Here is a 24624-nt window from a genome sequence, read left to right as displayed (position 1 = left end):
AAGATCAAGCGCGAGGCGCCTCAGGACTCCGGAAGCCCTGCCGTGGGCAGCCCCTCCGGCAGCTTGCCGCCCTTGGTCCGCGTGAACTGGTCCTCGCTCCCGCCCTGCCAAGAGACCGTCATCGACGTCCCGTTGACCGACTCGACCGTGCCCTCGGTCCGGCCGGAGTCGCCCTTGGCACACTTGAGCTTGATGGCGTCGCCACCGGCGGTACCGCTGCACAGGACGTTCTCCCCGAGCAGCGTCGCCTGCTTTCCGGCGATGACCAGCGCGAGCGGATTCCCGTCGGCGGTGGCGACCCAGCTGCCCTCGGAGCTGCCGTCCTTGGCGCCGGAGTCCGCGCCGGAGTCGGCACCGCCCTCGTCCGGCGTCTCGGACCCGTCGGACCCGGCGGAGGAACCCGCCGAGCTTGAGCCCTTGTCCTTGCCCTCGTCCTCACCGTCGCCGCCGTCACTGCTGCAACCGGTCAGGACTAGGGCGGCGACAAGACCCGCCGCCGCGGTGCCGATACGTACGTTCCGGACGTGCATGCGCACTGAAGTCCCCCTACATGACGCGCGAATCAAGTCAGTGAATCGCGCGCCAAGCTACCAGGACGACTTGCGCACCCCGGGGAGGAATCCGGCGTGCGCTTGGTCACGCAGCTTCACCCGGGACAGGCCGAACTTCCCCACGTAACCGCGTGGACGCCCGTCGACACTGTCCCGATTGCGTACGCGCGTCGCACTCGCGTCCCGCGGCTGCCGCGCCAACTCGGCCTGGGCGGCGAGCCGTTCGGCTTCGCCCGTGCCGGGGCGGCGGACGATCTCCTTCAGCGCGGCCCGCCGCGCGGCGTACCGCGCGACGATCTCGCGCCGCTTCTCGTTCTTCGCGATCTTGCTCTTCTTGGCCATCAGATCCTCACCCCACGTGCACGGATCCGGGCGACGGCGGCCTCGACGCCGATCGAGTCGACGGTCTTGATGCCCTTGGCGCTGAGTCGCAGCCGTACGTAGCGGCCCTCGCTCGGCAGCCAGTAGCGCTTGCGCTGGACGTTCACGTCGAACCGGCGTGACGTGCGCCGGTGCGAATGGGAGATCTGGTTGCCGAAGCCCGGCATGGCGCCGGTCAGCTGGCAGTGGGCGGACATGGTGACGCACCTCTCGTTCATGGGGCCGTTCATGGAACCGTTTTGAAAACGGGATTCATTTTCATATACTAGCCCCATGGCTCGCAACGAACTCCGCCCGATCATCAAGCTCCGGTCCACGGCCGGAACCGGCTACACGTACGTGACCCGCAAGAACCGCCGTAACGACCCCGACCGCATGACGCTGCGCAAGTACGACCCGGTCGTCGGGCGTCACGTCGATTTCCGAGAGGAGCGCTGACCGCGATGCGCAAGGACATCCACCCGCCCTACGGCCCCGTCGTCTTCCGCGACAAGTCCGCCGGCTTCGCCTTCCTCACCCGGTCCACCGCGACCAGCGAGAAGACGGTCGAGTGGGAGGACGGGCGCACCTACCCCGTCATCGACGTCGAGGTCTCCTCGGCGAGCCACCCCTTCTACACGGGCACGGCCAAGGTCCTGGACACGGCGGGCCGCGTGGAGCGCTTCGAGCGCCGTTACGGCGCGCGGTGACCCCGATGAATCCGCCGAATCCGCCGAACCCAGCGAATCCGCCGAACCCGTCGAATCCCGCCAACGCCATGGACGTCGCCATCGTCGGCGGCCTTCACTCCGACGCCCGGCGGGAAGCCGTCGAGCGGCTCCTCACCACCGTCCCGGGGAGCGTCGCGCTCCATCACGATCTGGCGACCGCCGTGCACGGCACGGTCGTACGCACGGTGCGCGACTCCACCGGAGTGCTCTCCACGGGCGAGGCGCCGCTGGTCAACGACTGTGCGTGCTGCGCCCTGCGCGAGGACCTGGTGCCCGAGCTCGAACGGCTCGCGGACTCCGGCCTCACGCGGCTCGCGGTCGTCGAGCTGTGGGACTCCGTCGAGCCCAAGGCGATGGCCGAGGTGATCACGGCGCACGGGCACGAGGGGCTGCGGCTGAGCGGCGTGATCACGGCCGTCGATCCGGCCCTGCTCCTGCCCTACCTCGGCAACGGCGACGACCTCATGGAGGCCGGGCTCGCCGCGGCCTCCACGGATCAGCGGACGGTCGCCGACACCTGGGCCCGCCAGCTCGAGTACGCCCCCGTGCTCGCCGTCGCGGATTCACCGGACGCCGACGACGAGGACCGCGCGCTCCTCGCCCAGCTCCACCCGACCGCCCGCCAGGTCCCGATCAGCGGTCATGGGGGCCTGGCGGGTGCCGCGCTCGCCGGATTCGACGTCGAGGCGGCGGCTGCCGCCCAGCATCCGTCCTGTGCGCTGCTGCCGGTCGACGCGGACGAGGCGGGGGTCGCCACCCTCGTATGGCACCGGGACCGGCCCTTCCATCCGGAGCGGCTCTATCAGGCCCTGGAGGATCTGACCTGTGCGGCGGCCCGCAGCCGGGGCCGGTTCTGGCTGGCCGACCATCCGGACACGCTGCTCGGCTGGGACGCCGCGGGCGGCGCGCTGTGCGTCGAGAGCGCGGGCCCGTGGCTCGCCTCGCTGCCGGATGCCGCGTGGGAGATGGTGCCGCCGGTGCGTCGTGCCGCGGCGGCCCTCGACTGGCATCCGGAGCACGGCGACTGCTGCCAGCACCTGGTCTTCACCTCGCCGGGCCTGGACCGCGAGGGCCTCGAAGAGGTCCTGGAGTCATGCCTGTTGACCGACGAGGAGTACGCCGCCGGGCGCGATGCCTGGAAACACCTGCCCCCTGCCTTCGACACCCTCCTGGAGGTCTGAATGTCCCCCCGCAAGCCGTCCGCCCGCGTCCAGAAGCCCCGCCCCAACCCCCTGGACCAGGCGAAGATCACGTACATCGACTACAAGGACACGGAGTTGCTCCGCAAGTTCATCTCGGACCGGGGGAAGATCCGCTCGCGGCGGGTCACCCGGGTCTCCGCCCAGCAGCAGCGGCTGCTGGCCCGCGCGATCAAGAACGCGCGGGAGATGGCGCTGCTGCCGTACGGCTCGGAGCGCTGAGCCGCCGCATCCCTACCGCGGCGCCGCCACCAGGACGTTGCGTAAACGTTGGAACACGAACGGGTCCCTTTGCGTCTCTACCTAGTACACGAACCAGTGAGCCAAGGCTTCGGCCCGGACCGCGTCCGCATGTCGTGTGGCGATCTGGGCAGGTGCTGACGGAGCTGTAATCAAGGGAACACCCCGCGTGCACGTGCATCTGCCCATGCATCAGCATGTGAACACAGCTATGATCCGGGACAGTTGACCACTGCATCTAGCGCCGCATCAGGCACTGCACCACCGGGGAGCGACTGTGCACCACGTGTTTAACGGCATGGCGGCCACGGAGCTTCATGGGGTGGTCTGGCAGAAGAGCAGGCACAGCAACTCGCAGGGAGCCTGCGTGGAGTTCGCGAAGTTGCCCGGCGGCGACGTCGCCATGCGCAACTCGCGGTTCCCCGAAGGGCCCGCGCTCGTCTACACGCGCGCCGAGATAGAGGCGATGCTGCTGGGGATGAAGGACGGGGAGTTCGACCACCTGATAGGTGGCTAGCCCCGCCGCACGCATCAGGGGGCCGGGTATCGGCCCCGTCGAGCCGGGCCGGGCACCGGCCGGGCCGAGCCCGCTAAGGCAGTTGGAACAACGCCCACACGACCTTGCCCCGCAGCGCGCCCGCGAGCGGGTGCCAGCCCCAGCTGTCGCTGAACGAGTCCACCAGGAACAGGCCGCGGCCTGACTCGGCCGAGAAGTCGTCGTCGGTCTGGCGCGCGACCGGACTGTCGTCGCTGGGGTCACGCACCGCGCACACCAGACGTGAGGTCCACCGCATCAAGTGCAGCCGCACGGGCGGCCCTTGGTCGCGCGGGGTGTCGGAAGGCAGCGCGTGCCGCAGGGCGTTGGTGACCAACTCGGAGACGACCAGGGCGATGTCGTCGAAGCGCTCTTCCAGTTCCCACTGGCCCAGTGTCTTGCGGGTGAACTGCCGCGCGCTGCCCACCGCTTCATAGCGGGCGGGCAGGGAGCAGGACGCCGCGCTGGAGACGGCTGAGGGGTCGAGTGGGGGAAGCCCCTGCCGTAACGGCTCGAGCATGGTCGATCCATTCGTCCCCATGCGAGGCACTCCCCGGTTTCGCGGTACATAGCGATGGAGCGGTGGCGCGGTCGGTGCGGCGCCGCTCCATCGCGTCGGTACAGCTCGCTCCGACGGAGATACAGCGGTGGCGCGCCGACCATGGTTCCGAATGCGTACAGCAGATGCAAGGGCAGATGCACGTGCACGCGCCGGACTTGCTCGTTCCCGTGCCAGTTCTTGCCCATTTCTTCCTACGACTTCTTGTGGAGGACTTCCGAAGGCTTTCCGTTTCTGTAACCGAACGAGTACCCCCTGAAGCGTTTAATGGCAGACTGCTGGCTTCCAAGTGATGGGGAGGATTGAGCGAAGTGACCGCAGGGGAGTCGAGCGGCTCGGTCGTACGGCGCATGCTCCTTGGCTCGCAACTCAGGCGCCTGAGGGAATCGCGCGGCATCACCCGTGAAGCGGCCGGCTACTCGATCCGCGCCTCCGAATCGAAGATCAGCCGCATGGAGTTGGGACGGGTGAGCTTCAAGTCCAGGGACGTCGAGGACCTGCTGACGCTGTACGGCGTCAACGACGAGACCGAGCGGGTCGCGTTGCTCTCCCTCGCCAAAGAGGCCAACCTCGCCGGCTGGTGGCACAGTTACTCGGACGTCCTGCCGGGCTGGTTCCAGACGTACGTGGGTCTCGAAGGCGCCGCATCACTCATCCGTGTCTACGAGGTCCAGTTCGTCAACGGCCTGTTGCAGACCGAGGCGTACGCCCACGCGGTCGTCGCGCGCGGCATGAAGGGCGCGAGCAAGGCCGACATCGAGCGCCGCGTCGCCCTGCGCCTCGAACGCCAGAAGCTCCTCATCTCCGAGCGCGCCCCTCGCTTCCACTGCGTACTCGACGAGGCGGCGCTCCGACGCCCGTACGGGGACCGGGAAGTGATGCGCGGTCAGATCCAGCATCTGATCGACATCTCAGAACGGCCGAATGTCACTCTTCAGGTCATGCCGTTCAGTTTCGGTGGGCACTCGGGCGAGAGCGGAGCGTTCACCATGCTGCGCTTCCCGGAGTCGGACTTGTCCGACGTCGTGTACGTGGAGCAGCTGACAGGAGCCCTGTACCTCGACAAGCCGGAGGAAGTCGGCCAGTACGAGCGGGTGGTCAGTGAGCTGCAGAGCGACAGCCCGAATCCGGCCGATAGTCGCGACCTTCTTCGTGGTCTACTCCAACTGACCTGATACGTCAGTACGATGACGGGAAATCAGCACTCGGCACCCGTCTGCGGCAAGGGGTCTCATGTCCTTCTTCACTGACCTGGCTCACCAGTACATCGACGGTGAGTGGAAGGCCGGTTCCGGCTCCTGGGACATCATCGACTTCAATCCGTACAACGGGGAGAAGCTGGCCTCGATCACCGTGGCGACGGCCGACGAGGTGGACCAGGCCTACCGCGCAGCCGAGCGTGCGCAGAAGGCGTGGGGCGCGACGAGCCCCTACGCCCGGCGTGCGGTCTTCGAGCGTGCCCTGCGCATCATCGAGGACCGCGAGGAAGAGATATCCGAGGCGATCGTCACCGAGCTGGGCGGCACCCGGCTCAAGGCCGCCTTCGAGATCCACCTCACCAAGGAATTCCTGCGCGAGTCGGTCAACTTCGCGCTGATGCCCGAGGGCCGCATCCTGCCCTCGCCCGGCGAGGGCAAGGAGAACCGCCTCTACCGCGAGCCGGTGGGCGTGGTCGGGGTCATCAGCCCCTTCAACTTCCCGCTGCTCCTCTCCCTCAAGACGGTCGCCCCTGCGCTCGCCCTGGGCAACACGGTGGTGCTCAAGCCGCATCAGAACACGCCGGTGATGGGCGGCAGTTTCCTCGCGCGGCTCTTCGAGGACGCCGGTCTGCCGGCCGGTGCGCTGAACGTGGTCATCACCGACATCGCCGAGATCGGCGACGCGTTCATCGAGCACCCGGTGCCGAGCGTCATCTCCTTCACCGGATCGGACCGCGTCGGCCGCCACGTCGGCACGGTCTGCGCGGCGCAGTTCAAGCGGTCCGTCCTCGAACTCGGCGGCAACAGCGCGCTCGTCGTCCTGGACGACGCGGACATCGACTACGCGGTGGACGCGGCGGTCTTCAGCCGCTTCGTGCACCAGGGTCAGGTCTGCATGGCCGCCAACCGCGTCCTCGTGGACCGGTCGCTCGAGGCGGAGTTCACCGAGAAGTTCGTCGCCAAGGTCGCGTCCCTGAAGGTCGGCGACCCGGCGGACCCGGCGACCCACATCGGCCCGCTGATCAACTCCTCGCAGGCGGACTCGATGACGAAGGTCGTCGACCAGGCGGTGGCCGCGGGAGCCAAGGCGCTCCTGCACGGCAGCACCGAGGGCAACCTGGTGGCGCCCACCGTCCTGGCGGACCTGCCGGCCGACTCCCCGATCCTGCAGCAGGAGATCTTCGGCCCGGTGGCGCTCCTTGTGACCTTCGACGGCGAGGAAGAGGCCGTGCGCATCGCCAACGACACCCCGTACGGGCTCAGCGGCGCCGTCCACACCGCCGACGTCGAGCGCGGCGTGCGGTTCGCGCGGCGCATCAACAGCGGCATGTTCCACGTGAACGACGGCACCGTGCACGACGAGCCGATCGTGCCCTTCGGCGGCGAGAAGAGCTCGGGCGTCGGGCGGCTCAACGGCGACTCGACGGTGGAGGCGTTCACCACGCAGAAGTGGATCTCGGTGCAGCACGGGCGCACCCGTTTCCCCTTCTGAGGGCTTCCCTCGTGCGCCGGGCGTACGTCTGGAACTCCCGGACCCTTGCGGACAGAACCTGACCGCAAGGGTCCGTAACGTCTGTGGTGTCGGAAAGCCGGAAAGCCCGGCAGGTTCCACGGCTCGGAGAGGCGGACCCCATGGTCACCCACGTCAACGCAGAGGCCCCCGGCGACGAGCGCGGCGCGCTGCTCGCCTTCCTCGATGCCGAGCGCGGCGGCATCCGGCGGGCCCTGATCGGCCTGACGGACGAGCAGGCGGCCACCGTGCCCAGCGCCAGCGAGCTCTCGCTCTCCGGGCTGCTCAAGCACGTCGCGGAGGTCGAGGAGAGCTGGATCTCGCGGGCGAAGGGCGTCGCCCCGGCGATCGAGCGCACCGAGGCGAACTGGGACGAGTGCTTCCGCCTGGTCGAGGGCGAGACGGTCGAGTCGGCGCTCGCTTACTGGGGTCAAGTCGCCGACCGGACCGAGGAGTTCATCCGCTCCCTGCCCACCCTCGACGAGACGTTCTCGCTCCCGGACCAGCCGTGGTTCCCGAAGGAGGACGTGTCGATGCGATGGGTGCTGCTCCGCCTGATCACCGAGATGTCCCGGCACTCGGGCCACGCCGACATCATCCGGGAGACCGTCGACGGCAAGACGGCGTTCGAGCTGGTGGCCCTGGAGCGCGGCGAGAGCTGAACTGCAGGGACCCGCGCAGCTCCTCCGCCCGCAGCAGCTCGTCACGCGCTGAAAGCCGTTGCGCGTCCGTGAGTTGGACCGCTTCGGCCCGGTCGAGCCACTCCTCCGGCCGCTCCGGCTCGCCGAGCTGCGCGGCCATCTCGGCCCGCACGACGTACAGCTTCACGAGCTGTACGGGGGTGGGGGTGCCCTCCGCCGCGAGCGCGTGGTCGATGATGCGGGCCGCCGCCGCGTGGTCCTCCTTGGACTCGCCCAGGAGCACGGCCTGGTGCAGGGCGCGCGCGTACCGCTCCTTCGGCACCGCCGTGTGCTCGAAGGACTCGGCGATGGGCTGTCCGACGCGGATGCAGTTGCCCGCCGGGTCCGTCATCAGGAACTGCCGCACTCCGTAGCTCATGTCCTTCAGGGCGCTGATGCGCGGCAGGCCGCGGGTCGGTATACGGCCGAGCGTCTGCTTGAGTCCCGTACGAAATGACTCGTGGAGGGCGTCCACGTCGTCGGTCAGGACGTAGCAGGCGCTGTAGGACCCCTTGGGGTCGTAGCCCTTCATGCGGAAGAACTGGAACTGCATGTCGCCGCGTTCGACGACGCCGTACTGGTAGGGGCTCTTCTGGTGGAAGGTCACCTCGAAGCCGATGGCCTTGTAGAAGTCGAGGGTCTCGTCGAGCTCGTGGCAGGGGAACAAGGGGATCATTGTCTCGGCCATACCGCTACTCTAATCAAAATTGATTAGAAGGAGGTGGCTTTTATGTCGGCGATCCGACTCCTCGTCCTCGGCGCCGTCCGTCAGCACGGACGGGCCCACGGCTATCAGGTGCGCAACGACCTGGAGTACTGGGGCGCCCATGAATGGTCCAACGCCAAGCCCGGCTCGATCTACCACGCGCTGAAGCAGATGGCCAAGCAGGGCCTGCTGCTCGCCCATGAGATCGCCCCGTCCACGGCCGGCGGTCCGCCGCGCACGGAGTACGAGATCACGGAGGCGGGCACCGAGGAGTACCTGAACCTGCTCCGGGCCAACCTGGTCTCGTACGACCAGCGCCCCGACATGCTCGCGGCGGCCCTCGGCTTCATCGTCGACCTGCCGCGCGGTGAGGCGGCCGATCTCCTGAGGGAGCGGGTGCGGGGGATCGAGGAGTGGCGCAGGTCCGTCACGGAGTACTACACGCCCGAGGACGGCCCGGAGCAGCTCGGGCACATCGGCGAGATCATGAACCTCTGGGTCCACACGGCCGACGGCGGCATGGAGTGGACGCGCGGTCTGATCGAGCGGATCGAGGGCGGTGCCTACACGTTCGCGGGGGAGGGCGAGCCCTTCGTGGGCATCCTCGCCGAGGGCGAGGAGAACCCGTTCGCGGCCGGGGCGGAGGAGGGCTGAGCTCACACGCGCTGCACGGCATCGACTACCGGCGCCTCCACTTGGGGCGCCGGCGACTCTTGTACCGCATGGACACCGACGCCCGAACCATTCACATCGAACACATCGGGCCCTAGTGGTGGAACCCCGTGGCCGCGTCCCTGTCCCTGGTGAACGGGTGCGGCTGCTCCCGCAGTTCGGGCATCAGGCTGCTCAGGTCCGCGAGGAACAGCTCCGCGAGGTCGGCCGTGAAGCCGTTGCGGCAGACCACGCGGAGCACCGCCAGATCCTCGCGGTGGGCCGGGAAGGTGTACGCGGGGACCAGCCAGCCGCGCTCGCGAAGGCGCCGGGACACGTCGAAGACGTCGTACGCCGTCACGTCGTCCCGCGTGGTGAACGCGAACACCGGCAGCTGGTCCCCGCGGGTGATCAGCCGGAAGTCGCCGAGCGCCTCGATGCGTGACGCGAGGCCGCGGGCGACATCCCTGGCCGCCTGCTGGACGGCGCGGTAGCCCTCGCGGCCCAGGCGCAGGAACGTGTAGTACTGCGCGGCGACCTGCGCTCCCGGCCGGGAGAAGTTCAGCGCGAACGTCGGCATGTCACCGCCGAGGTAGTTCACCCGGAAGACCAGCTCCTCCGGCAGCGCGTCCGCGTTGCGCCACAGGGCCCAGCCGACGCCCGGATAGACCAGGCCGTACTTGTGGCCCGACGTGTTGATGGACGCCACCCTCGGCAGCCGGAAGTCCCACTCCAGGTCCTCGTCGAGGAAGGGCGCCACCATCGCGCCGGACGCGCCGTCGACGTGCACGGGGATGTCGAGCCCTGTGCGCTCCTGGAGGTCGTCCAGGGCCGCGCAGAGCTCGGCCACCGGCTCGTACGACCCGTCGAAGGTGGAGCCGAGCACGGCCACCACGCCGATCGTGTTCTCGTCGCAGAGCTCGGCGGCGGCCTCGGGGTCGAGGTGGTACCGGTCGCCCTCCATGGGGACCTGGCGCGCCTCGACCTCCCAGAAGTTGCAGAACTTGTCCCAGCACACCTGGACGTTGACGCCCATGACGAGGTTCGGGCGCGCGGCGGGGGAGGGGTAGCGGTCACGGTTCTGCCCGGCCTTGGCCCAGCGGCGTTTGAGCGCCATCCCGGCGAGCATGCACGCCTCGCTCGATCCGGTCGTCGAGCAGCCGACGGCGCCCGCCGGGTCTGGCGCGTGCCACAGGTCGGCGAGCATGGCCACGCAGCGCCGCTCCAGCTCGGCGGTGTGCGGGTACTCGTCCTTGTCGATCATGTTCTTGTCCCGGCACTCCGCCATCAGGACGCCGGCCTGCGGCTCCATCCACGTCGTGACGAAGGTCGCGAGGTTGAGCCGTGAGTTGCCGTCGAGCATCAGCTCGTCGTGCACCAGCTGGTAGGCCGTCGCGGGCGGCAGCGGCCTGTCGGGGAGGCGATGCTTGGGCGGTGCCTCGGTCATGCCGCTGACCGGGTCGGCCTCTCCGTAGAAGGGGTTCACCGCGAGGGTGCGCTCCTGGGAGCCGCCGTTCGGGGCCTCGCTGCGGTGGAGCGGCATGGGCGGTCTCCTTCGTACGGGGATTTCATGCCCCCGCTGGCGAGGATATGAGCGGTTGCCGGGGTCCGCACTTGCACCTCACGTGACGTGAGGACTCAGGCTGAGGTGCGTACCGAGAGAGAGGCGGGAGCCATGAGCTACTCCGTGGGACAGGTCGCCGGTTTCGCCGGAGTGACGGTGCGCACGCTGCACCACTACGACGAGATCGGCCTGCTCGCGCCCGGCGAGCGCAGCCAGGCGGGCCACCGGCGCTACAGCGACGACGACCTCGACCGGCTGCAGCAGATCCTGTTCTACCGGGAGCTCGGCTTCCCCCTCGACGAGGTGTCGGCCCTCTTGGACGACCCGGATACGGACCTGCGCGCGCACCTGCGCCGCCAGCACGAGCTGCTGACCGCCCGGATCACCAGGCTCCAGGAGATGGCCGCCGCCGTCGAGACCGCCATGGAGGCGAAGAAGATGGGCATCAACCTCACGCCCGAGGAGAAGTTCGAGGTCTTCGGGGACCACGACCCCGACCAGTACGCGGAGGAGGTCGAGCGGCGCTGGGGCGACACCGACGCCTACAAGGAGTCGCAGCGCAAGGCCGCCTCGTACACCAAGGAGGACTGGCAGCGGATCAACGACGAGTCCAACGCCTTGCACGCGCGCATGGCCGACGCGCTCGCCCGGGGGCTGCCCGCGGACTCCGAGGACGCGATGAATGTCGCGGAGGACCACCGCCGCTTCATCTGCCGCTTCCACTACGACTGCACGTACGAGATCCACACGTGCATCGGCGAGATGTACGTGTCGGACGAGCGGTTCACGGCCGTCTACGAGGCGATCCGGCCGGGGCTCGCGGTCTACATGCGGGACGCGATGCTGGCGAACGCGGCGCGGAACAGCTGAGCAGGCGTACCGGTAAGGAACGGTAAGGAACAGTAAGGAATGGTAAGGGGCGGTCACCCATGGTGGCCGCCCCTTACCGCTGACGTCACTGCTCCTGCGCGATCACGACCGCCGTGCCGTAGGCGCACACCTCCGTGCCGACGTCCGCGGCCTCGGTGACGTCGAAGCGCATCATCAGGACCGCGTTGCCGCCCCGCGCGCGTGCCTGCTCGATGAGGCGCTCCATGGCCTGGTTCCGGGTCTCCACCAGCGTCTTCGTGAGGCCCTTCAGCTCGCCGCCGATCATGGACTTGAGGCCCGCGCCGATCTGGCTGCCCAAGTGCCGGGAGCGGACGGTGAGGCCGAAGACCTCACCGATAACCTGTTGTACGCGGTATCCCGGTACGTCGTTCGTCGTCACGACCAGTACGTCGGAGTGCGGGTCGGTGCCACCGCCGAAATCTTCGATACCCATGGCACACAGCTTTGTCCCAATCGGCGCACAGTGCACCCTGGGGAGGGCAGTGGAACCTGGGCACGTCACCTCGCGTTGATAGCTTTGGGCGGCCGTCCCCGCCGCATCGCCCTCTCACCCTCAGGAGCCCGGAACCGTGACGACGCTTGCGCTCGGACCAAGCTGGCTGGACCCGGACTACCTCCTGAACACGTTCGGGGTCTGGGGCCTGCTCGCGATCGTGTTCGCCGAGTCGGGCCTGCTCATCGGCTTCTTCCTGCCGGGCGACTCGCTGCTGTTCACGACGGGCCTGCTGATCACGACGAAGCAGCTGGACTTCCCGCTCTGGCTCTGCTGCATCCTCATCTGCGTCGCCGCGATCCTCGGCGACCAGGCGGGCTACCTCTTCGGCAAGAAGGTCGGCCCCGCGCTCTTCAACCGCCCGGACTCCAAGCTGTTCAAGCAGGAGAACGTGGTCAAGGCGCACGAGTTCTTCGAGAAGTACGGCCCGAAGTCCCTGGTCCTGGCCCGCTTCGTGCCCATCGTGCGGACGTTCACGCCGATCATCGCGGGCGTCAGCGGCATGCGGTACCGCTCGTTCATCACGTTCAACATCATCGGCGGCATCCTCTGGGGCGCGGGCGTGACGCTGCTCGGCGCCTGGCTCGGCAAGATCGACTTCGTGCACAAGAACATCGAGGCGATCCTCATCCTGATCGTCCTGATCTCGGTGGTGCCGATCGTGATCGAGTTCCTGAGGGCGCGCGGCAAGAACAAGAAGGCGGCAGCCGCCGAGGGCGAGGCCCCCGGAGCGGCCCCGGCGTCGCGCGGCCGGCACGCCAAGCGCTGAGCGAGCGGCAGGCTCTAGAAGCCCCGCGTCCGCTTCGCCGCACGGCGGTTCGCCGCCGTCGTGGCACCCGGGATCTTGAGGATCATGCGGGAGACCTCGCTGCCCAGGTTCACGCCGATCGCGATGGCAAGGGCCGTCGCCGCCGCCTTGGTGAGCGAGTTGATGCCCGTGTTCATGTCGTTCTGGGCGAGGGCCAGCAGACCGAAGTACGTCGCGCTACCGGGCAGCAGCGGGCCGATGGCCGCGGTGACGTACGGCAGTGAAGAGGCGAAGCGGTAGCGCGAGAACAGCTGCCCGAACAGGCCCACGAGCCCGGCCGCGACGGCTGTCGCTGCGACCGGCGAGAGTTCCAGCGACGTCTGCGCGAGGGCGCCGAACATGACCCAGGCGATACCGCCGTTGAGGGTCACGATGAGCACGGTGTGACGTTCCTGCTGGAGCAATATCGCGAAGGCGAGACTCAGCGCCATCGAGGCCAGGATCTGGATCACCGGGCGCGAGTCGGTCGCCACGAACGCCGTCTCCGGCTGCAGGCTCGTGGCGTCCAGCATCACGCCGAGCGACAGCACGAGCAGTACGCCGACGACGATGCCCACGACGAGATAGCAGACCTCCAGGAGGCGTGCCGCCGCCGTGATGTAGTAGCCGGTCAGGCCGTCCTGGACGCCGGCCACCAGGGCTCTTCCGGGGATCAGCGCGAAGAGACCACCGGTGATCACCGCGGAGGCGTTGACCTCCTGGGAGTGCAGGACGCTGAGCGTGACGCCCATCGCGGCGGGCGGCATCGCGGCCCCCACGAACTGGTAGAACTCCGGAAGCCCGCGGCCCGCGCACAGCCAGGCGAGACGGTCGCCGAGCATCGCGCCGACCGCCGCGATCACGAAGACCAGGGCGCCACCGCCGACGAGCACGGAGGCCGAGCCCGCGAGGAGCCCGCTGGCCGCCGTGAGCGCCCAGCCGGGGTAGGGGTGGCGGTTACGGCGGATCCCCGCGAGCCGGCGGTAGGCCTCCTCCAGGGAGATGTCGGTGTCCGTGTCGCTGATGTCGTCCACCAGGTGGAAGACGGCCGCGAGGCGGGTGTAGTCGGTGCCTCGGCGGCGCACGGTCCTGGAGGCGGTGACCGGGTCGTCCACCAGGGACGGCTGGTACGAGATCGACAGCAGCGTGAACGTCACGGTCGGCTCGCAGCGGTCCAGGCCGTAGCTGCGGCAGACGGCGAACATCGCCGCCTCCACGTCCTCGGCGCCTTCGCCGCCCGCCAGCAGCAGCTCGCCGATACGCAGCGTCAGGTCGAGCACGCGCGGCACGGCCGGCCCGGTCTCGTCCTCGTGCCTCTGCGAGGCCTCCGGAGTGGGCCGTTCGGCGACCGGCATGCGCAGCATCGTGCGCATCTGGTCCTGCCAGGGCGTCTCCTTGGTGAGCTTCACCAGGGGTATGCCGTGCGGGGGAGTGAAAGCGGGCGGCGCGGTGCGGGAGCTGTAGGTGTGCGGTGTGGTGAACGCCGACTTCTCGGTCTCCTGGGTGGTGGTCGCCGATGGGCTCGGCACACCGGTCGGGATCGCGAACTCGGAGGTCGTCTGCGACTCGTCCTCGGGTGCCGGTGGCTGCGGCACCACGCCGGTGGGCTGAGTGAACGCACTCCTTGCCTCATCCGACTGTGGCTTGCGGTCTTCGGCCTCCTGGTCAGCCACGTTCACTTGCCTCGCTCCCACGTACGAACCTTGCGCACCTCCAGTACGAACAGTATGCGCACAGATACGCGAACGGGCCGCGTGGTCTTCGTGAAGATCACGCGGCCCGTGAACGGCCGTCAGCGGCGGAGGAGGGGCACTCAGTGACCCTGCGCCTCCGCGCGCTTGTACGACTTCTCGATCTCGGCCTCGGCGTCCGCGCGGCCGACCCAGTCGGCGCCCTCGACGGACTTGCCGGGCTCCAGGTCCTTGTAGACCTCGAAGAAGTGCTGGATCTCCAGGCGGTCGAACTCGGAGACGTGGTGGATGTCGCGCAGGTGCTCCACGCGGGGGTCCGACGCCGGGACACAGAGCAGCTTGTCGTCGCCGCCCGCCTCGTCGGTCATCCGGAACATGCCGATCGCGCGGCACTTGATGAGGCAGCCCGGGAAGGTCGGCTCGTCCAGGATGACGAGGGCGTCCAGCGGGTCACCGTCCTCGCCGAGGGTGTTCTCGACGAAGCCGTAGTCCGCGGGGTAGCTGGTCGACGTGAAGAGGCGACGGTCCAAGCGGATCCGGCCGGTCTCGTGGTCCACCTCGTACTTGTTCCGCGAACCCTTCGGAATCTCGATGGTGACGTCGAACTCCACGGGTGGCTCCTCCATGATCAGCACATACTTCGGGTGGTTAAGTGTCCCTCACGCAGATGTGTGATCGCGAAAGGGGCTGGTCGTCGTGCCCGAGCTCAAGCCTTGGCAACAGACCCGGCAGCAGGTCGGGAAGCTGCTCAAGCGGCTTCCCGAGCCTTTGGCTCCCAAGATCCCTGCCGCTCTCAAGGCTCCTGCGAAGCTCAAGACCTGGCAGCTCACGGCGGGTGCCGCCACCGTAGGACTCGCGATCGCGGCCGGTGCGGTGGCCGCGGCCGGCCCCTGGGACTCCTCCGGTCAGCGTACGGCCGAGCGGGACTGGGCGGCTTCCCAGGAGGCCGGGGGTGGCACAGATCACGGCGGTCGTACGTCCGGAAGAGCGCCGGCGGACGCCCCGAGCGCCCCCTCCGTGCTCAGGGGGCTCGGCGTGCCCGCGGGTTCCGCGCACGGCGGCTCCGCGCCCGCTCCCGACGGCAAGGCGCTCGCGGGCGTCCTCGATCCGCTCCTGAAGGACAAGGCCCTGGGCCCCGAGCGCTCGGCGGTCGTCATCGACGCGGGCACCGGGCGGCGGGTCTACGGCAAGGGCGGCGGCGACACCCTGACGCCCGCGTCCACCACCAAGATCGCCACGGCGGTGGCGGCGCTGACCGCGGCGGGGGCCGACCACCGGATCACCACGAGGACGGTCATCGAGCCGGACTCGAAGGACGTCGTCCTGGTGGGAGGCGGCGACCCCACGCTCACCGCCCGCAAGGACGGCCCCTTCTCGGGAAGCGCCGCGAGCCTGCACGAGCTGGCGAAGGACACCGCGCGCGCCCTGAAGGACCGCGGGGCCGACAAGGTGAATCTGTCGTACGACACGTCGCTCTACTCGGGGGAGCAGCAGCACCCCATCGGCCCGAACGAGAACCTCACGCTGGTCAGCGCCCTGATGGCCGACGAGGGCCGCCTGGACGACTCCTCCAGCGGGCCGGCCCCGCGCTCGGGTGACCCGGCGGGCGACGCGGCGAAGAAGTTCGCGGAGCTCCTGAAGGACGAGGGCATCGAAACGAACACCAAGGACAAGAAGAACGAGAAAGACAAGAAGGACCCGGGCCCGTCCAAGGCGTCCGACCGGGCCGAGTCCCTCGCCGAGGTGGAGTCCCCGCCGCTGTCCGCACTCGTCGAGCGGATGCTGACGCACAGCGACAACGACATCGCCGAGGCGCTGGCCCGCCAGACGGCGCTCGCCGCAAAGGAGCCTGCGAGCTTCGACGGCGCGGGCAAGGCGATCGAAGCCCAGCTGAAGAAGGAGCGACTCCCGCTCTCCGGAGCGAAGTTCGCGGACGGCAGCGGCCTGGACCGCGCCGACCGCAGCTCCGCCGACCTGCTCGCCGCGCTCCTGTCCCGCGCCGCCGACCCCGCCCACCCCGAGCTGCGCTCGGTGGTGACGGGCCTGCCGGTGGCCGGTTTCACGGGCACCCTGGTCGACCGCTACCCGAAGGACTCCCCGGGCACGGGCGTCGTACGCGCGAAGACGGGCACCCTGACAGGCGTGAACACCTTGGCGGGCACGGTCGTCGACGCGGAGGGCCGCCTCCTGGTCTTCGCGTTCATGACCACAGGCACCACGGACCCCAAGGCGGCGCAGGCGGCACTGGACCAGATGGCGTCGTCGGTGGCGAAGTGCGGATGCAGGTAGCAGGCCCTGGGCCTCGGGGCGGTAGGGGCAGGCCGCGCCCCGAAAGGACGCGGGGAAGAGCGCGACCGGCCACGACGGTGTCGCAGACGATGGACGGTCCGGCCTCACCGGCCGGTGGGACACGGGTGTCTCGCCCGCCGTCGTGTCGACGGGCCGGTGATGGCGGCCTCACGGGGCAATCGCTTCCCGTTGACCCCTAGGGGCCCCGGAGTGGGGCAATCTCGGGGGTCAACCCGCTCCACGGGCGGGGTCGAGCACGTACCGTTGACGCATGACGAGCATCGGTGGTGCGGAGATGGTCGACTGGAATCTCGCGGTGGCGACCGCGACCCGGCTCGTCCGGCCGGGTCCAGAAGTGAGCAGGGACGAGGCGCGGGCCATCGTCGCCGAGCTCCGGAAGCATGCGAAGTCCTCGGAGGAGCATGTCCGTTCCTTCACCCGGATGGGCACGGAGGACATACACGACACCCCGGTGCTCGTGGTCGACAGGGCCGGGTGGATCCGAGCGAACGTCGCCGGGTTCCGGGAGATCCTCAAACCCCTCCTGGACAAGATGCAGGACCGGCGCAGCGGCCCCGGCGGCGCCGTGCTCGGGGCGGTCGGCGGCAAGGTGACGGGCGTCGAGCTCGGGATGCTGCTCTCCTTCCTCGCCTCACGCGTCCTCGGGCAGTACGAGACCTTCGCCCCGGCCACCCGCGACCTCCCGGCGGGGGAGAACGGCGGCGGCAGGCTCCTCCTCGTGGCACCGAACATCGTGCACGTGGAGCGCGAACTCGACGTGGACCCCCATGACTTCAGGCTCTGGGTGTGCCTGCACGAGGAGACGCACCGTACGCAGTTCTCGGCCGTGCCCTGGCTGCGGGACCACCTGGAGGGGGAGATCCAGTCGTTCCTCTCCGAGACCGAGGTCGACCCCATGACGGTCCTGGAGCGCATCAGGGAAGCCGCCCAGTCGCTCGCCGGCGGCCGCCCTGAGGGCGAGGAGGACGACGGGGGGCGCTCCATCGTCGAGTTGGTGCAGACCCCCGCCCAGCGCGAGATCCTGGCCCGGCTCACAGCCGTCATGTCGCTCCTCGAAGGGCACGCCGACTTCGTGATGGACGGCGTCGGCCCCGATGTGGTGCCCTCCGTGGGCGAGATCCGGGAGAAGTTCCAGCAGCGCAGGGCCCGCGGGGCGAGCCGCCTCGATCAAGCTCTGCGCAAGCTGCTCGGCCTGGACGCGAAATTGCGCCAATACCGGGACGGCGAGCGTTTCGTGCGCGCGGTCGTCGGCGAGGTCGGAATGGACGGCTTCAACCGGGTGTGGACTTCGCCGAACACGCTGCCCACCAAGTCGGAGATCGCCAAACCGGCGGACTGGGTCGCGCGGGTGCACCGTAAGGGAGAGTGAGGGTCGTAGGGGAGCGAGTTGCGGCCGATGGCAGGCAAACGCCCCCGCAATCACCCGTCCGAGGGACCGTGAGCCATGGGTAGGCGTGCAATGCTCGGGGAACGGCTCGGCTCTGTCACCATCGACACACTCTGAGTGACTAACCTCGTGAGGTCTGACTGAGGCCCGATCTCCCGAGTGGTCCTGAGCGACAGTGACAGGTCCGAGGCTCACCCCCGAACTTCATGAAGGGAACCGGACATGGGTCCCCATCCTGCGGTCGCGGCGATACGCCTGGCGGTCCGCCGCGTACTCCACGACGTACTGACCGACGTACAGCGCACCGACGCCCAGCGCGCCGACCAACAGCGCCCCGAAGCACAGCGCACCCCCGAGCACGTCCCCTCACGCCCCGCTCACCCCCACCCTCCACGCGAGCAGGCCGCGACGCCACTCGTGCTGGTCGCGTGCTCCGGCGGCGCCGATTCCATGGCGCTCGCCTCCGCTCTCGCCTTCGAGGCCCCCAAGCTCGGCATCCGCGCCGGCGGTGTCACCGTCGACCACGGACTGCAGGACGGGTCCGATCTGCGCGCCGCCGAGGTCGTATCCCGGCTCACCGCCCTCGGCCTGGAACCGATCGAGTCCGTCGCTGTCGACGTCGGCCGGGACGGCGGCCCCGAGGCCGCGGCCCGCGACGCGAGATACGCCGCACTCGACGCGGTGGCCGAGCGCCATGGCGCCGCCGCGATCCTCCTCGGCCACACCCGTGACGACCAGGCGGAGACCGTCCTGCTGGGTCTCGCCCGCGGCTCCGGCATCCGCTCCCTGTCCGGGATGGCGGCCGTGTCCGGCGGCCCCGGAGCCGACCGCCGCTACCGCCGCCCCTTCCTGCACATCGACCGGCAGACCGCCCGCAAGGCCTGCATGGTCCAGTCGCTGCCCGTCTGGGACGACCCGCACAACACCGACCCCGCCTACACCCGCTCGCGGCTGCGGCACGAAGGTCTGCCCGCCCTGGAGAAGGCGCTCGGCAAGGGCGTCGTGGAAGCACTCGCCCGTACGGCCCAGTTGTCCCGGGATGACGCCGACGCCCTGGACCACTGGGCCGCACAGGCGGAAGCTTCCGTGCGTGACGCCGCGGGACTCCTGGAGTGCGCCAAGCTCTACGCCCTGCCGCCCGCCGTACGCCGCCGCATCGTGCGCCGCGCCGCCATCGAAGCGGGCGCTCCGGCCGGTGCGCTTTTCGCCCGCCACCTCGAAGAGGTCGACCGGCTGATCACGGGCTGGCGCGGCCAGGGAGCCATCAATCTCCCGGGCAAAGTCGTCGCTCAGCGCCAGGGTGGCAGACTGGTGATCCGGCAAGGCTGTTGACCGAGGGATCCCCGGGCCCCGCGCAGCCGGTGTGACGGACGACCGAAAGTGATGCGGGTGGACGCGAAAGACATGGGCACCGACCTTCAGTCGGTGCTCATCACCAAGGAAGAGATCGACGCGAAGCTGGCTGAGCTGGCCGCGAAGATCGACGCGGAGTACGCGGGCAAGGACCTGTTGATCGTCGGAGTGCTCAAGGGCGCGGTGATGGTCATGGCGGACCTGGCGCGTGCGCTGTCCACCCCGCTCACCATGGACTGGATGGCCGTGTCGTCGTACGGCGCGGGCACCCAGTCCTCCGGTGTCGTGCGGATCCTCAAGGACCTGGACACCGACATCAAGGGCAAGCACGTCCTCATCGTCGAGGACATCATCGACTCCGGTCTGACGCTGTCCTGGCTGCTCTCCAACCTCGGCTCGCGCGAGCCCGCGTCGCTGAAGGTCTGCACGCTGCTGCGCAAGCCCGATGCGGCCAAGGTCGCGATCGACGTGGAGTGGGTCGGCTTCGACATCCCGAACGAGTTCGTCATCGGGTACGGCCTGGACTACGCGGAGAAGTACCGCAACCTGCCGTTCGTCGGCACCCTCGCTCCGCACGTCTACGGCGGCTGATTCCCGGTCCCCCGGCCAACTCCGCGGAGGCGGCCGGGAACCCTCACCCGTTTCCCGCCGTTGGAGCATGCGAAGACGGGTTTGTCAGCCGTCCCGTGCGGTATCGGGTGACAATGCTGGGGTACCGTCCGAAGAACAGTCTTTATCAAACTCACTATGGCAGGAGGGACGGGGCGTCATCGCTCCGTATGGATGGACGTGAAGCGATACTTCCGTGGGCCAGTCATGTGGATCGTGCTGGCCGTCCTTGCCGTGGTCGTGTTGATGCAGGTGGTCGGTTCGTCCGGCGGCTACAAGACGGTGGACACCGGCCAGGTAGTGCAGGCGATCAACGACGACAAGGTCGAGAGCGCCAAGCTCACCACCGGTGACGAGTCGACCATCAAGGTCGAGCTCAAGGATGGCCAGAAGGTCAAGGACAGCAGCAAGATCCAGGCGAGCTACATCGGCAACCAAGGTGTCGACATCGCCAAGACCTTGCAGGACAAGTACCAGGACAAGAAGATCCCGGACGGTTACACCGTCTCGCCGTCGAAGCAGAACCCGTTCGTCGGCATCCTTCTTTCCCTGCTCCCCTTCGTGCTCATCGTCGTTGTCTTCCTGTTCCTGATGAATCAGATGCAGGGCGGCGGCTCCCGGGTCATGCAGTTCGGGAAGTCCAAGGCCAAGCTGATCACCAAGGACACACCGAAGACGACGTTCTCCGATGTGGCCGGATCGGACGAGGCCGTCGAGGAACTCCACGAGATCAAGGAGTTCCTCCAGGAGCCGGCGAAGTTCCAGGCCGTCGGGGCCAAGATCCCCAAGGGCGTGCTCCTGTACGGGCCGCCCGGCACGGGCAAGACGCTCCTCGCGCGCGCCGTCGCGGGTGAGGCCGGCGTCCCCTTCTACTCGATCTCCGGTTCCGACTTCGTCGAGATGTTCGTCGGTGTCGGCGCCTCGCGTGTGCGTGACCTCTTCGAGCAGGCCAAGGCGAACGCCCCGGCGATCGTCTTCGTCGACGAGATCGACGCCGTCGGCCGGCACCGCGGTGCCGGTATGGGCGGCGGTCACGACGAGCGCGAGCAGACGCTGAACCAGCTGCTCGTCGAGATGGACGGCTTCGACGTGAAGGGCGGCGTCATCCTGATCGCCGCCACGAACCGCCCCGACATCCTCGACCCCGCGCTCCTGCGCCCCGGCCGTTTCGACCGTCAGATCGCGGTCGACCGCCCGGACATGCAGGGCCGTCTGGAGATCCTCAAGGTTCACCAGAAGGGCAAGCCGGTCGCTCCGGACGTCGACCTGGGCGCGGTCTCGCGGCGTACGCCGGGATTCACGGGTGCCGACCTGTCGAACGTGCTGAACGAAGCGGCGCTCCTCACGGCGCGCGGCGACAAGAAGCTGATCGACAACCACGCGCTCGACGAGGCGATCGACCGCGTCGTGGCGGGTCCGCAGAAGCGGACGCGGATCATGTCCGACAAGGAGAAGAAGATCACCGCGTACCACGAGGGCGGACACGCCCTGGTCGCGGCGGCGTCTCCGAACTCGGACCCGGTCCACAAGATCACGATCCTGTCGCGCGGCCGGGCCCTGGGTTACACCATGGTCCTGCCCGAGGAGGACAAGTACTCGACCACGCGCAACGAAATGCTCGACCAGCTGGCGTACATGCTGGGCGGGCGCGCGGCCGAGGAGCTCGTCTTCCACGACCCGACGACGGGCGCGGCGAACGACATCGAGAAGGCCACCGCGACCGCGCGGGCCATGGTCACGCAGTACGGCATGACCGAGCGGCTCGGCGCGATCAAGTTCGGCGGCGACAACACCGAGCCGTTCCTCGGCCGTGAGATGGGTCATCCGCGCGACTACTCGGAAGAGGTCGCGGCGCTGGTCGACGAAGAGGTCAAGAAGCTCATCGAGACCGCGCACAACGAGGCCTGGGAGATCCTCGTCGAGAACCGCGACGTTCTCGACAACCTGGTCCTCCAGCTCCTCGAGAAGGAGACCCTGAACAAGGAGCAGATCGCCGAGGTCTTCGCAGGCATCGTGAAGCGCCCGGCCCGCCCGGCGTGGACCGGTTCCTCGCGGCGTACGCCCTCTACCCGCCCGCCGGTGCTCTCCCCCCGGGAGCTGTCGCTGACGAACGGTGCGAACGGCGCGACGCCCGCGGTGACCGCGGGCCCGACGGAGACGCCCATCGAGGTGACCAAGGAGGATCGCCCCGAGAGCTGATCCCCGGCGCCTCAGCAGGCCCGGAATGGAAGCTGCGCCCCCCTGGTTCTAGCCTGGGGGGCGCAGTTTTTTCGTACGTACTGACGCATGACGCGTGGAACGCTAGGAACGAGGCACACATGACCGATCCGGTGACGCTGGACGGCGAGGGCACGATCGGCGTGTTCGACGAGAAGCGGGCCGAGAACGCCGTGCGCGAGCTGCTCATCGCGGTCGGGGAGGATCCGGACCGGGAGGGCCTGCGGGAGACTCCTGGGCGGGTCGCACGCGCGTACAAGGAGATATTCGGCGGTCTGTGGCTCAAGCCCGAGGACGTCCTGACGACGACGTTCGATCTCGGCCACGACGAGATGGTCCTGGTGAAGGACATCGAGGTGCAGAGCTCCTGCGAGCACCATCTGGTGCCGTTCCACGGTGTCGCGCACGTCGGCTACATCCCCTCGTCCGACGGCAAGATCACCGGCCTGTCCAAGCTGGCTCGCCTCGTGGACGTCTACGCGCGCCGTCCGCAGGTCCAGGAGCGGCTGACCACGCAGGTCGCGGACTCCCTGATGGAGATCCTGGAGCCGCGCGGCGTCATCGTGGTCGTGGAGTGCGAGCACATGTGCATGACCATGCGCGGGGTGCGCAAGCCGGGCGCCAAGACGATCACGTCTGCGGTGCGGGGGCAGCTGCGTGACCCTGCGACGCGTAATGAGGCCATGAGCCTCATCATGGCGCGCTAGGCGCCTTACGGGACGGGTGTATGCGTCTGCGGGCGCGTTCTGGCCGGTCGTGCAGTTCCCCGCGCGCCTTCGGGGCGCTCCTCGGCCGGTTGCTCTAGGCCGCCGGGGCCGCCCCGCCCGTTTCGTCGTCGTCCTCGGGGAGGCGGCAGACCCGCTCCAGGAAGAAGGCGGCCGCTATGACCGCGATGCCCGCTACCAGCGAGAGGCCCGCGTAGATCGCCTGGTCCCGGCGGGCCGGGACGTCCAGGTATTCCAGGAGGAACGCGCCCGTGCCGCCGTACATCCCGGCGACCAGGGCGGCGACCAGGGCGCTCGCCTGGCCGAAGACGACCGCGCGCGCGGCCATCATCGGCTCGACGCCCTTCGCCCCGGGGCGACGCTCGCGTTGGGCGCGCAGCCGGGACCGCAGCGAGAGCGCCGTGGCGAGCAGCACCGCGGCGATCACGGCGAGCACGATGGGCGCGGCCAGCGGGACCCGCGGCAGCGTGCCGACGGAGTCCCACAGCCGGGCGCCCGCCCAGGACAGCACCCCGGCCACCACGAAGAGGCCGGCCAGTGTCCTGATGCGCAGCTGCTTCACGGATGACCCTTCATCGCTTCATCGTCGTACGGACCCGCTTCGTGTCATGCGGGTCCGTTAGACCCTAACGACTATTCGGGCAGGCGGAGTTCCAGGTCGACACGGGGGATGACGCCGTCACGGGTGACGTTGGCAAGGAGCTCGGCGACCGGGCCGCGGCCGGCCAGCTGTGCCTCGGGTTCCACGTCGTACCAAGGGGCCAGGACGAAGGCACGTTCATGCGCGCGCGGGTGGGGGAGCGTGAGGACCGGGTCGTCCGAGACGACGTCCGCGTACGCCACGATGTCGACGTCGATCGTGCGGGCGGCCCAGCGCTCTTCCCGCACACGGTGGAAGGCTTCCTCGACCGCTTGCGCCCGCTCCAGGAGCGAGGAGGGCGGCAGGGTCGTCTTCACCACGACCACCGCGTTGAAGTACGAGGGCTGGGAGCCGGGGTCGACGCCCCAGGGCTCCGTCTCGTACACCGGAGAGACCGCCTTGACGCGCAGGCCGGGGGTGTCCTCCAGGGCGTCGATCGCGCCCTGCAGCGTCTCCAGGCGGTTGCCGAGATTGCTGCCGAGGGAGATCACGGCGCGTTTGGGGTTGGAGAGGGTGCTGTCGGCGGCGTCGACCTGTTCCACCACGGCGGTGGGCACCGGCTGGACGGTCGGGTCGCTCTGCCCTTGCGTGGAAAACGCGGTCATACTCGGCTCCGTGTGATGGTGACGGTCACATCGTCGAAGGGGACGGTGATCGGGGCGTCCGGTTTGTGGACGCACACCTCGACCTCCAGGACTCCGTCGTGCTTCAGACACGTCTGGGCGATGCGCTCGGCGAGCGTCTCGATGAGGTCCACCGGGTCGCCCTCGACGGCGGCCACGACCTCCTCCGCCACGACTCCGTAGTGCACGGTCTTCGCCAAGTCGTCGTCGGCGGCGGCCGCACGGGTGTCCAGGCCAAGGACCAGGTCCACGATGAAGGTCTGGCCCTCTTCGCGTTCCCGCGGAAAGACACCGTGGTGTCCACGGGCCTTGAGGCCGCGCAGCGCGACACGATCCACGCGAATCACTCCTGCAATCGTTGGTATCGGCAGGCCTGCGCCGAGTGCGGTCGGCACAGCAGCCTCGATCGAATC

The 24624-nt window shown here is 68.9% G+C and carries 29 protein-coding genes; 17 read left to right on the top strand and 12 right to left on the bottom strand.

Annotated features, from left to right (window positions below; all coding sequences use genetic code 11):
- Nucleotides 1-20 precede the first annotated feature (20 nt).
- From AC5P1C_RS03230 to rpmB, 3 genes are read right to left on the bottom strand one after another with little or no spacing between them, the layout of a single operon-like run.
- Entirely contained in the window at nucleotides 21-530 is a 510-nt protein-coding gene (locus AC5P1C_RS03230) for a hypothetical protein (protein ID WP_493864113.1), read from the bottom strand.
- Between the two features lie 57 nt (nucleotides 531-587).
- Complete coding sequence (gene rpsN, locus AC5P1C_RS03225; protein WP_493864112.1) at nucleotides 588-893, bottom strand: 30S ribosomal protein S14; 306 nt, start codon at nucleotides 891-893, stop codon at nucleotides 588-590.
- Nucleotides 893-1129: a 50S ribosomal protein L28 gene (rpmB, locus tag AC5P1C_RS03220; RefSeq protein ID WP_493864111.1), complete on the bottom strand. Its 237-nt coding sequence runs from the start codon at nucleotides 1127-1129 to the stop codon at nucleotides 893-895. The genes rpsN and rpmB overlap by 1 nt, the downstream gene beginning before the upstream one ends.
- A gap of 76 nt (nucleotides 1130-1205) precedes the next feature.
- On the opposite strand from rpmB, the gene rpmG reads away from it, so the two are divergent.
- The 5 genes from rpmG to AC5P1C_RS03195 all read left to right on the top strand — a co-directional run bounded on the left by rpmG (nucleotide 1206) and on the right by AC5P1C_RS03195 (nucleotide 3598).
- On the top strand, nucleotides 1206-1370 hold the full coding sequence (gene rpmG / locus AC5P1C_RS03215) for a 50S ribosomal protein L33 (protein WP_009719228.1): 165 nt from the start codon (nucleotides 1206-1208) through the stop codon (nucleotides 1368-1370).
- A 5-nt stretch (nucleotides 1371-1375) separates the two neighbouring features.
- The gene (locus AC5P1C_RS03210; RefSeq protein ID WP_160506368.1) at nucleotides 1376-1621 is read left to right on the top strand and encodes a type B 50S ribosomal protein L31; all 246 of its coding nucleotides are present in this window, start codon (nucleotides 1376-1378) and stop codon (nucleotides 1619-1621) included.
- Nucleotides 1622-1689: 68 nt separating this feature from the next.
- Nucleotides 1690-2823, top strand: a complete 1134-nt coding sequence (locus AC5P1C_RS03205; RefSeq protein ID WP_493864110.1) for a CobW family GTP-binding protein — start codon at nucleotides 1690-1692, stop codon at nucleotides 2821-2823.
- A complete protein-coding gene (gene rpsR / locus AC5P1C_RS03200) occupies nucleotides 2824-3063 on the top strand; it encodes a 30S ribosomal protein S18 (protein ID WP_493864109.1) in 240 nt (79 codons plus the stop codon). It begins immediately after the preceding gene.
- 295 nt (nucleotides 3064-3358) lie between these two features.
- The gene (locus AC5P1C_RS03195) at nucleotides 3359-3598 is read left to right on the top strand and encodes a DUF397 domain-containing protein (protein ID WP_493864108.1); all 240 of its coding nucleotides are present in this window, start codon (nucleotides 3359-3361) and stop codon (nucleotides 3596-3598) included.
- 73 nt (nucleotides 3599-3671) lie between these two features.
- On the opposite strand, the gene AC5P1C_RS03190 is transcribed toward AC5P1C_RS03195, so the two are convergent.
- Nucleotides 3672-4157 (bottom strand): ATP-binding protein, encoded by a 486-nt coding sequence (locus AC5P1C_RS03190; protein WP_493864107.1) that lies wholly within the window; start codon nucleotides 4155-4157, stop codon nucleotides 3672-3674.
- Nucleotides 4158-4486: 329 nt separating this feature from the next.
- On the opposite strand from AC5P1C_RS03190, the gene AC5P1C_RS03185 reads away from it, so the two are divergent.
- The 3 genes from AC5P1C_RS03185 to AC5P1C_RS03175 all read left to right on the top strand — a co-directional run bounded on the left by AC5P1C_RS03185 (nucleotide 4487) and on the right by AC5P1C_RS03175 (nucleotide 7546).
- On the top strand, nucleotides 4487-5350 hold the full coding sequence (locus tag AC5P1C_RS03185; protein WP_493864106.1) for a Sco1979 family transcriptional regulator: 864 nt from the start codon (nucleotides 4487-4489) through the stop codon (nucleotides 5348-5350).
- 58 nt (nucleotides 5351-5408) lie between these two features.
- The gene (locus tag AC5P1C_RS03180; RefSeq protein WP_493864105.1) at nucleotides 5409-6866 is read left to right on the top strand and encodes an aldehyde dehydrogenase family protein; all 1458 of its coding nucleotides are present in this window, start codon (nucleotides 5409-5411) and stop codon (nucleotides 6864-6866) included.
- Between the two features lie 140 nt (nucleotides 6867-7006).
- On the top strand, nucleotides 7007-7546 hold the full coding sequence (locus AC5P1C_RS03175; protein WP_493864104.1) for a DinB family protein: 540 nt from the start codon (nucleotides 7007-7009) through the stop codon (nucleotides 7544-7546).
- Here AC5P1C_RS03175 and AC5P1C_RS03170 read toward each other — a convergent pair.
- Nucleotides 7479-8252, bottom strand: a complete 774-nt coding sequence (locus AC5P1C_RS03170; RefSeq protein WP_493864103.1) for a bleomycin resistance protein — start codon at nucleotides 8250-8252, stop codon at nucleotides 7479-7481. The genes AC5P1C_RS03175 and AC5P1C_RS03170 overlap by 68 nt on opposite strands.
- Nucleotides 8253-8294: 42 nt before the next feature.
- On the opposite strand from AC5P1C_RS03170, the gene AC5P1C_RS03165 reads away from it, so the two are divergent.
- Nucleotides 8295-8924, top strand: coding sequence for a PadR family transcriptional regulator (locus AC5P1C_RS03165; protein ID WP_493864102.1), 630 nt, complete (start codon nucleotides 8295-8297; stop codon nucleotides 8922-8924).
- Between the two features lie 112 nt (nucleotides 8925-9036).
- Here AC5P1C_RS03165 and gad read toward each other — a convergent pair whose 3' ends face one another.
- On the bottom strand, nucleotides 9037-10464 hold the full coding sequence (gene gad, locus AC5P1C_RS03160; RefSeq protein ID WP_493864101.1) for a glutamate decarboxylase: 1428 nt from the start codon (nucleotides 10462-10464) through the stop codon (nucleotides 9037-9039).
- 132 nt (nucleotides 10465-10596) lie between these two features.
- Here gad and AC5P1C_RS03155 point away from each other — a divergent pair, with 132 nt between their 5' ends.
- On the top strand, nucleotides 10597-11355 hold the full coding sequence (locus AC5P1C_RS03155) for a MerR family transcriptional regulator (protein WP_493864100.1): 759 nt from the start codon (nucleotides 10597-10599) through the stop codon (nucleotides 11353-11355).
- Between the two features lie 85 nt (nucleotides 11356-11440).
- Here the strand turns inward: AC5P1C_RS03155 and AC5P1C_RS03150 are convergent, their stop codons facing one another.
- Nucleotides 11441-11809 carry a YbjQ family protein gene (locus AC5P1C_RS03150; RefSeq protein WP_344518213.1) on the bottom strand — a complete coding sequence of 123 codons (369 nt, stop codon included), beginning with the start codon at nucleotides 11807-11809 and terminating at the stop codon, nucleotides 11441-11443.
- A gap of 136 nt (nucleotides 11810-11945) precedes the next feature.
- Between AC5P1C_RS03150 and AC5P1C_RS03145 the strand changes: the two genes are divergently transcribed.
- Nucleotides 11946-12638 carry a DedA family protein gene (locus tag AC5P1C_RS03145; protein ID WP_493864099.1) on the top strand — a complete coding sequence of 231 codons (693 nt, stop codon included), beginning with the start codon at nucleotides 11946-11948 and terminating at the stop codon, nucleotides 12636-12638.
- A 14-nt stretch (nucleotides 12639-12652) separates the two neighbouring features.
- Here AC5P1C_RS03145 and AC5P1C_RS03140 read toward each other — a convergent pair whose 3' ends face one another.
- The gene (locus AC5P1C_RS03140; RefSeq protein WP_493864513.1) at nucleotides 12653-14329 is read right to left on the bottom strand and encodes a threonine/serine exporter family protein; all 1677 of its coding nucleotides are present in this window, start codon (nucleotides 14327-14329) and stop codon (nucleotides 12653-12655) included.
- 140 nt (nucleotides 14330-14469) lie between these two features.
- Nucleotides 14470-14958, bottom strand: a complete 489-nt coding sequence (locus AC5P1C_RS03135; protein ID WP_135330561.1) for an inorganic diphosphatase — start codon at nucleotides 14956-14958, stop codon at nucleotides 14470-14472.
- Between the two features lie 85 nt (nucleotides 14959-15043).
- Between AC5P1C_RS03135 and dacB the strand changes: the two genes are divergently transcribed.
- The 6 genes from dacB (at nucleotide 15044) to folE (ending at nucleotide 22930) form a co-directional block, all read left to right on the top strand.
- A complete protein-coding gene (gene dacB / locus AC5P1C_RS03130) occupies nucleotides 15044-16636 on the top strand; it encodes a D-alanyl-D-alanine carboxypeptidase/D-alanyl-D-alanine endopeptidase (RefSeq protein WP_493864098.1) in 1593 nt (530 codons plus the stop codon).
- 271 nt (nucleotides 16637-16907) lie between these two features.
- The gene (locus AC5P1C_RS03125; protein ID WP_493864097.1) at nucleotides 16908-18026 is read left to right on the top strand and encodes a zinc-dependent metalloprotease; all 1119 of its coding nucleotides are present in this window, start codon (nucleotides 16908-16910) and stop codon (nucleotides 18024-18026) included.
- A 240-nt stretch (nucleotides 18027-18266) separates the two neighbouring features.
- Nucleotides 18267-19376: a tRNA lysidine(34) synthetase TilS gene (gene tilS, locus AC5P1C_RS03120; RefSeq protein WP_493864096.1), complete on the top strand. Its 1110-nt coding sequence runs from the start codon at nucleotides 18267-18269 to the stop codon at nucleotides 19374-19376.
- Nucleotides 19377-19427: 51 nt separating this feature from the next.
- Nucleotides 19428-19988: a hypoxanthine phosphoribosyltransferase gene (gene hpt / locus AC5P1C_RS03115; protein ID WP_493864095.1), complete on the top strand. Its 561-nt coding sequence runs from the start codon at nucleotides 19428-19430 to the stop codon at nucleotides 19986-19988.
- A 192-nt stretch (nucleotides 19989-20180) separates the two neighbouring features.
- Entirely contained in the window at nucleotides 20181-22205 is a 2025-nt protein-coding gene (ftsH, locus tag AC5P1C_RS03110; RefSeq protein ID WP_493864094.1) for an ATP-dependent zinc metalloprotease FtsH, read from the top strand.
- Between the two features lie 119 nt (nucleotides 22206-22324).
- Nucleotides 22325-22930 (top strand): GTP cyclohydrolase I FolE, encoded by a 606-nt coding sequence (gene folE, locus AC5P1C_RS03105; RefSeq protein WP_453690802.1) that lies wholly within the window; start codon nucleotides 22325-22327, stop codon nucleotides 22928-22930.
- A 94-nt stretch (nucleotides 22931-23024) separates the two neighbouring features.
- On the opposite strand, the gene AC5P1C_RS03100 is transcribed toward folE, so the two are convergent.
- From AC5P1C_RS03100 to folB, 3 genes are all read right to left on the bottom strand, one after another.
- The gene (locus AC5P1C_RS03100) at nucleotides 23025-23510 is read right to left on the bottom strand and encodes a DUF3180 domain-containing protein (RefSeq protein ID WP_493864093.1); all 486 of its coding nucleotides are present in this window, start codon (nucleotides 23508-23510) and stop codon (nucleotides 23025-23027) included.
- A gap of 71 nt (nucleotides 23511-23581) precedes the next feature.
- A complete protein-coding gene (folK, locus tag AC5P1C_RS03095; protein WP_493864092.1) occupies nucleotides 23582-24193 on the bottom strand; it encodes a 2-amino-4-hydroxy-6-hydroxymethyldihydropteridine diphosphokinase in 612 nt (203 codons plus the stop codon).
- A complete protein-coding gene (gene folB, locus AC5P1C_RS03090) occupies nucleotides 24190-24549 on the bottom strand; it encodes a dihydroneopterin aldolase (protein WP_383267804.1) in 360 nt (119 codons plus the stop codon). The genes folK and folB overlap by 4 nt, the downstream gene beginning before the upstream one ends.
- Between the last annotated feature and the right edge of the window lie 75 nt (nucleotides 24550-24624).

This window comes from Streptomyces sp. A18 (assembly GCF_059026065.1).
Note: the sequence above shows the minus strand (reverse complement) of the source record. Positions and strands in the feature narration are given on the sequence as shown.

Bases quoted from the DNA above. Each gene is read 5' to 3' on its own strand.
- AC5P1C_RS03210 (WP_160506368.1), top strand. From the start codon at position 1,376: ATGCGCAAGGACATCCACCCGCCCTACGGCCCCGTCGTCTTCCGCGAC.
- folK (WP_493864092.1), bottom strand. From the start codon at position 24,193: ATGACCGCGTTTTCCACGCAAGGGCAGAGCGACCCGACCGTCCAGCCG.
- folE (WP_453690802.1), top strand. From the start codon at position 22,325: ATGACCGATCCGGTGACGCTGGACGGCGAGGGCACGATCGGCGTGTTC.
- AC5P1C_RS03180 (WP_493864105.1), top strand. From the start codon at position 5,409: ATGTCCTTCTTCACTGACCTGGCTCACCAGTACATCGACGGTGAGTGG.
- AC5P1C_RS03125 (WP_493864097.1), top strand. From the start codon at position 16,908: ATGACGAGCATCGGTGGTGCGGAGATGGTCGACTGGAATCTCGCGGTG.
- tilS (WP_493864096.1), top strand. From the start codon at position 18,267: ATGGGTCCCCATCCTGCGGTCGCGGCGATACGCCTGGCGGTCCGCCGC.
- rpsN (WP_493864112.1), bottom strand. From the start codon at position 893: ATGGCCAAGAAGAGCAAGATCGCGAAGAACGAGAAGCGGCGCGAGATC.
- hpt (WP_493864095.1), top strand. From the start codon at position 19,428: ATGCGGGTGGACGCGAAAGACATGGGCACCGACCTTCAGTCGGTGCTC.
- AC5P1C_RS03205 (WP_493864110.1), top strand. From the start codon at position 1,690: ATGGACGTCGCCATCGTCGGCGGCCTTCACTCCGACGCCCGGCGGGAA.
- ftsH (WP_493864094.1), top strand. From the start codon at position 20,181: ATGGACGTGAAGCGATACTTCCGTGGGCCAGTCATGTGGATCGTGCTG.
- AC5P1C_RS03175 (WP_493864104.1), top strand. From the start codon at position 7,007: ATGGTCACCCACGTCAACGCAGAGGCCCCCGGCGACGAGCGCGGCGCG.
- AC5P1C_RS03165 (WP_493864102.1), top strand. From the start codon at position 8,295: ATGTCGGCGATCCGACTCCTCGTCCTCGGCGCCGTCCGTCAGCACGGA.
- AC5P1C_RS03155 (WP_493864100.1), top strand. From the start codon at position 10,597: ATGAGCTACTCCGTGGGACAGGTCGCCGGTTTCGCCGGAGTGACGGTG.
- gad (WP_493864101.1), bottom strand. From the start codon at position 10,464: ATGCCGCTCCACCGCAGCGAGGCCCCGAACGGCGGCTCCCAGGAGCGC.
- rpmG (WP_009719228.1), top strand. From the start codon at position 1,206: ATGGCTCGCAACGAACTCCGCCCGATCATCAAGCTCCGGTCCACGGCC.
- rpmB (WP_493864111.1), bottom strand. From the start codon at position 1,129: ATGTCCGCCCACTGCCAGCTGACCGGCGCCATGCCGGGCTTCGGCAAC.
- AC5P1C_RS03190 (WP_493864107.1), bottom strand. From the start codon at position 4,157: ATGGGGACGAATGGATCGACCATGCTCGAGCCGTTACGGCAGGGGCTT.
- rpsR (WP_493864109.1), top strand. From the start codon at position 2,824: ATGTCCCCCCGCAAGCCGTCCGCCCGCGTCCAGAAGCCCCGCCCCAAC.
- AC5P1C_RS03230 (WP_493864113.1), bottom strand. From the start codon at position 530: ATGCACGTCCGGAACGTACGTATCGGCACCGCGGCGGCGGGTCTTGTC.
- AC5P1C_RS03150 (WP_344518213.1), bottom strand. From the start codon at position 11,809: ATGGGTATCGAAGATTTCGGCGGTGGCACCGACCCGCACTCCGACGTA.
- AC5P1C_RS03170 (WP_493864103.1), bottom strand. From the start codon at position 8,252: ATGGCCGAGACAATGATCCCCTTGTTCCCCTGCCACGAGCTCGACGAG.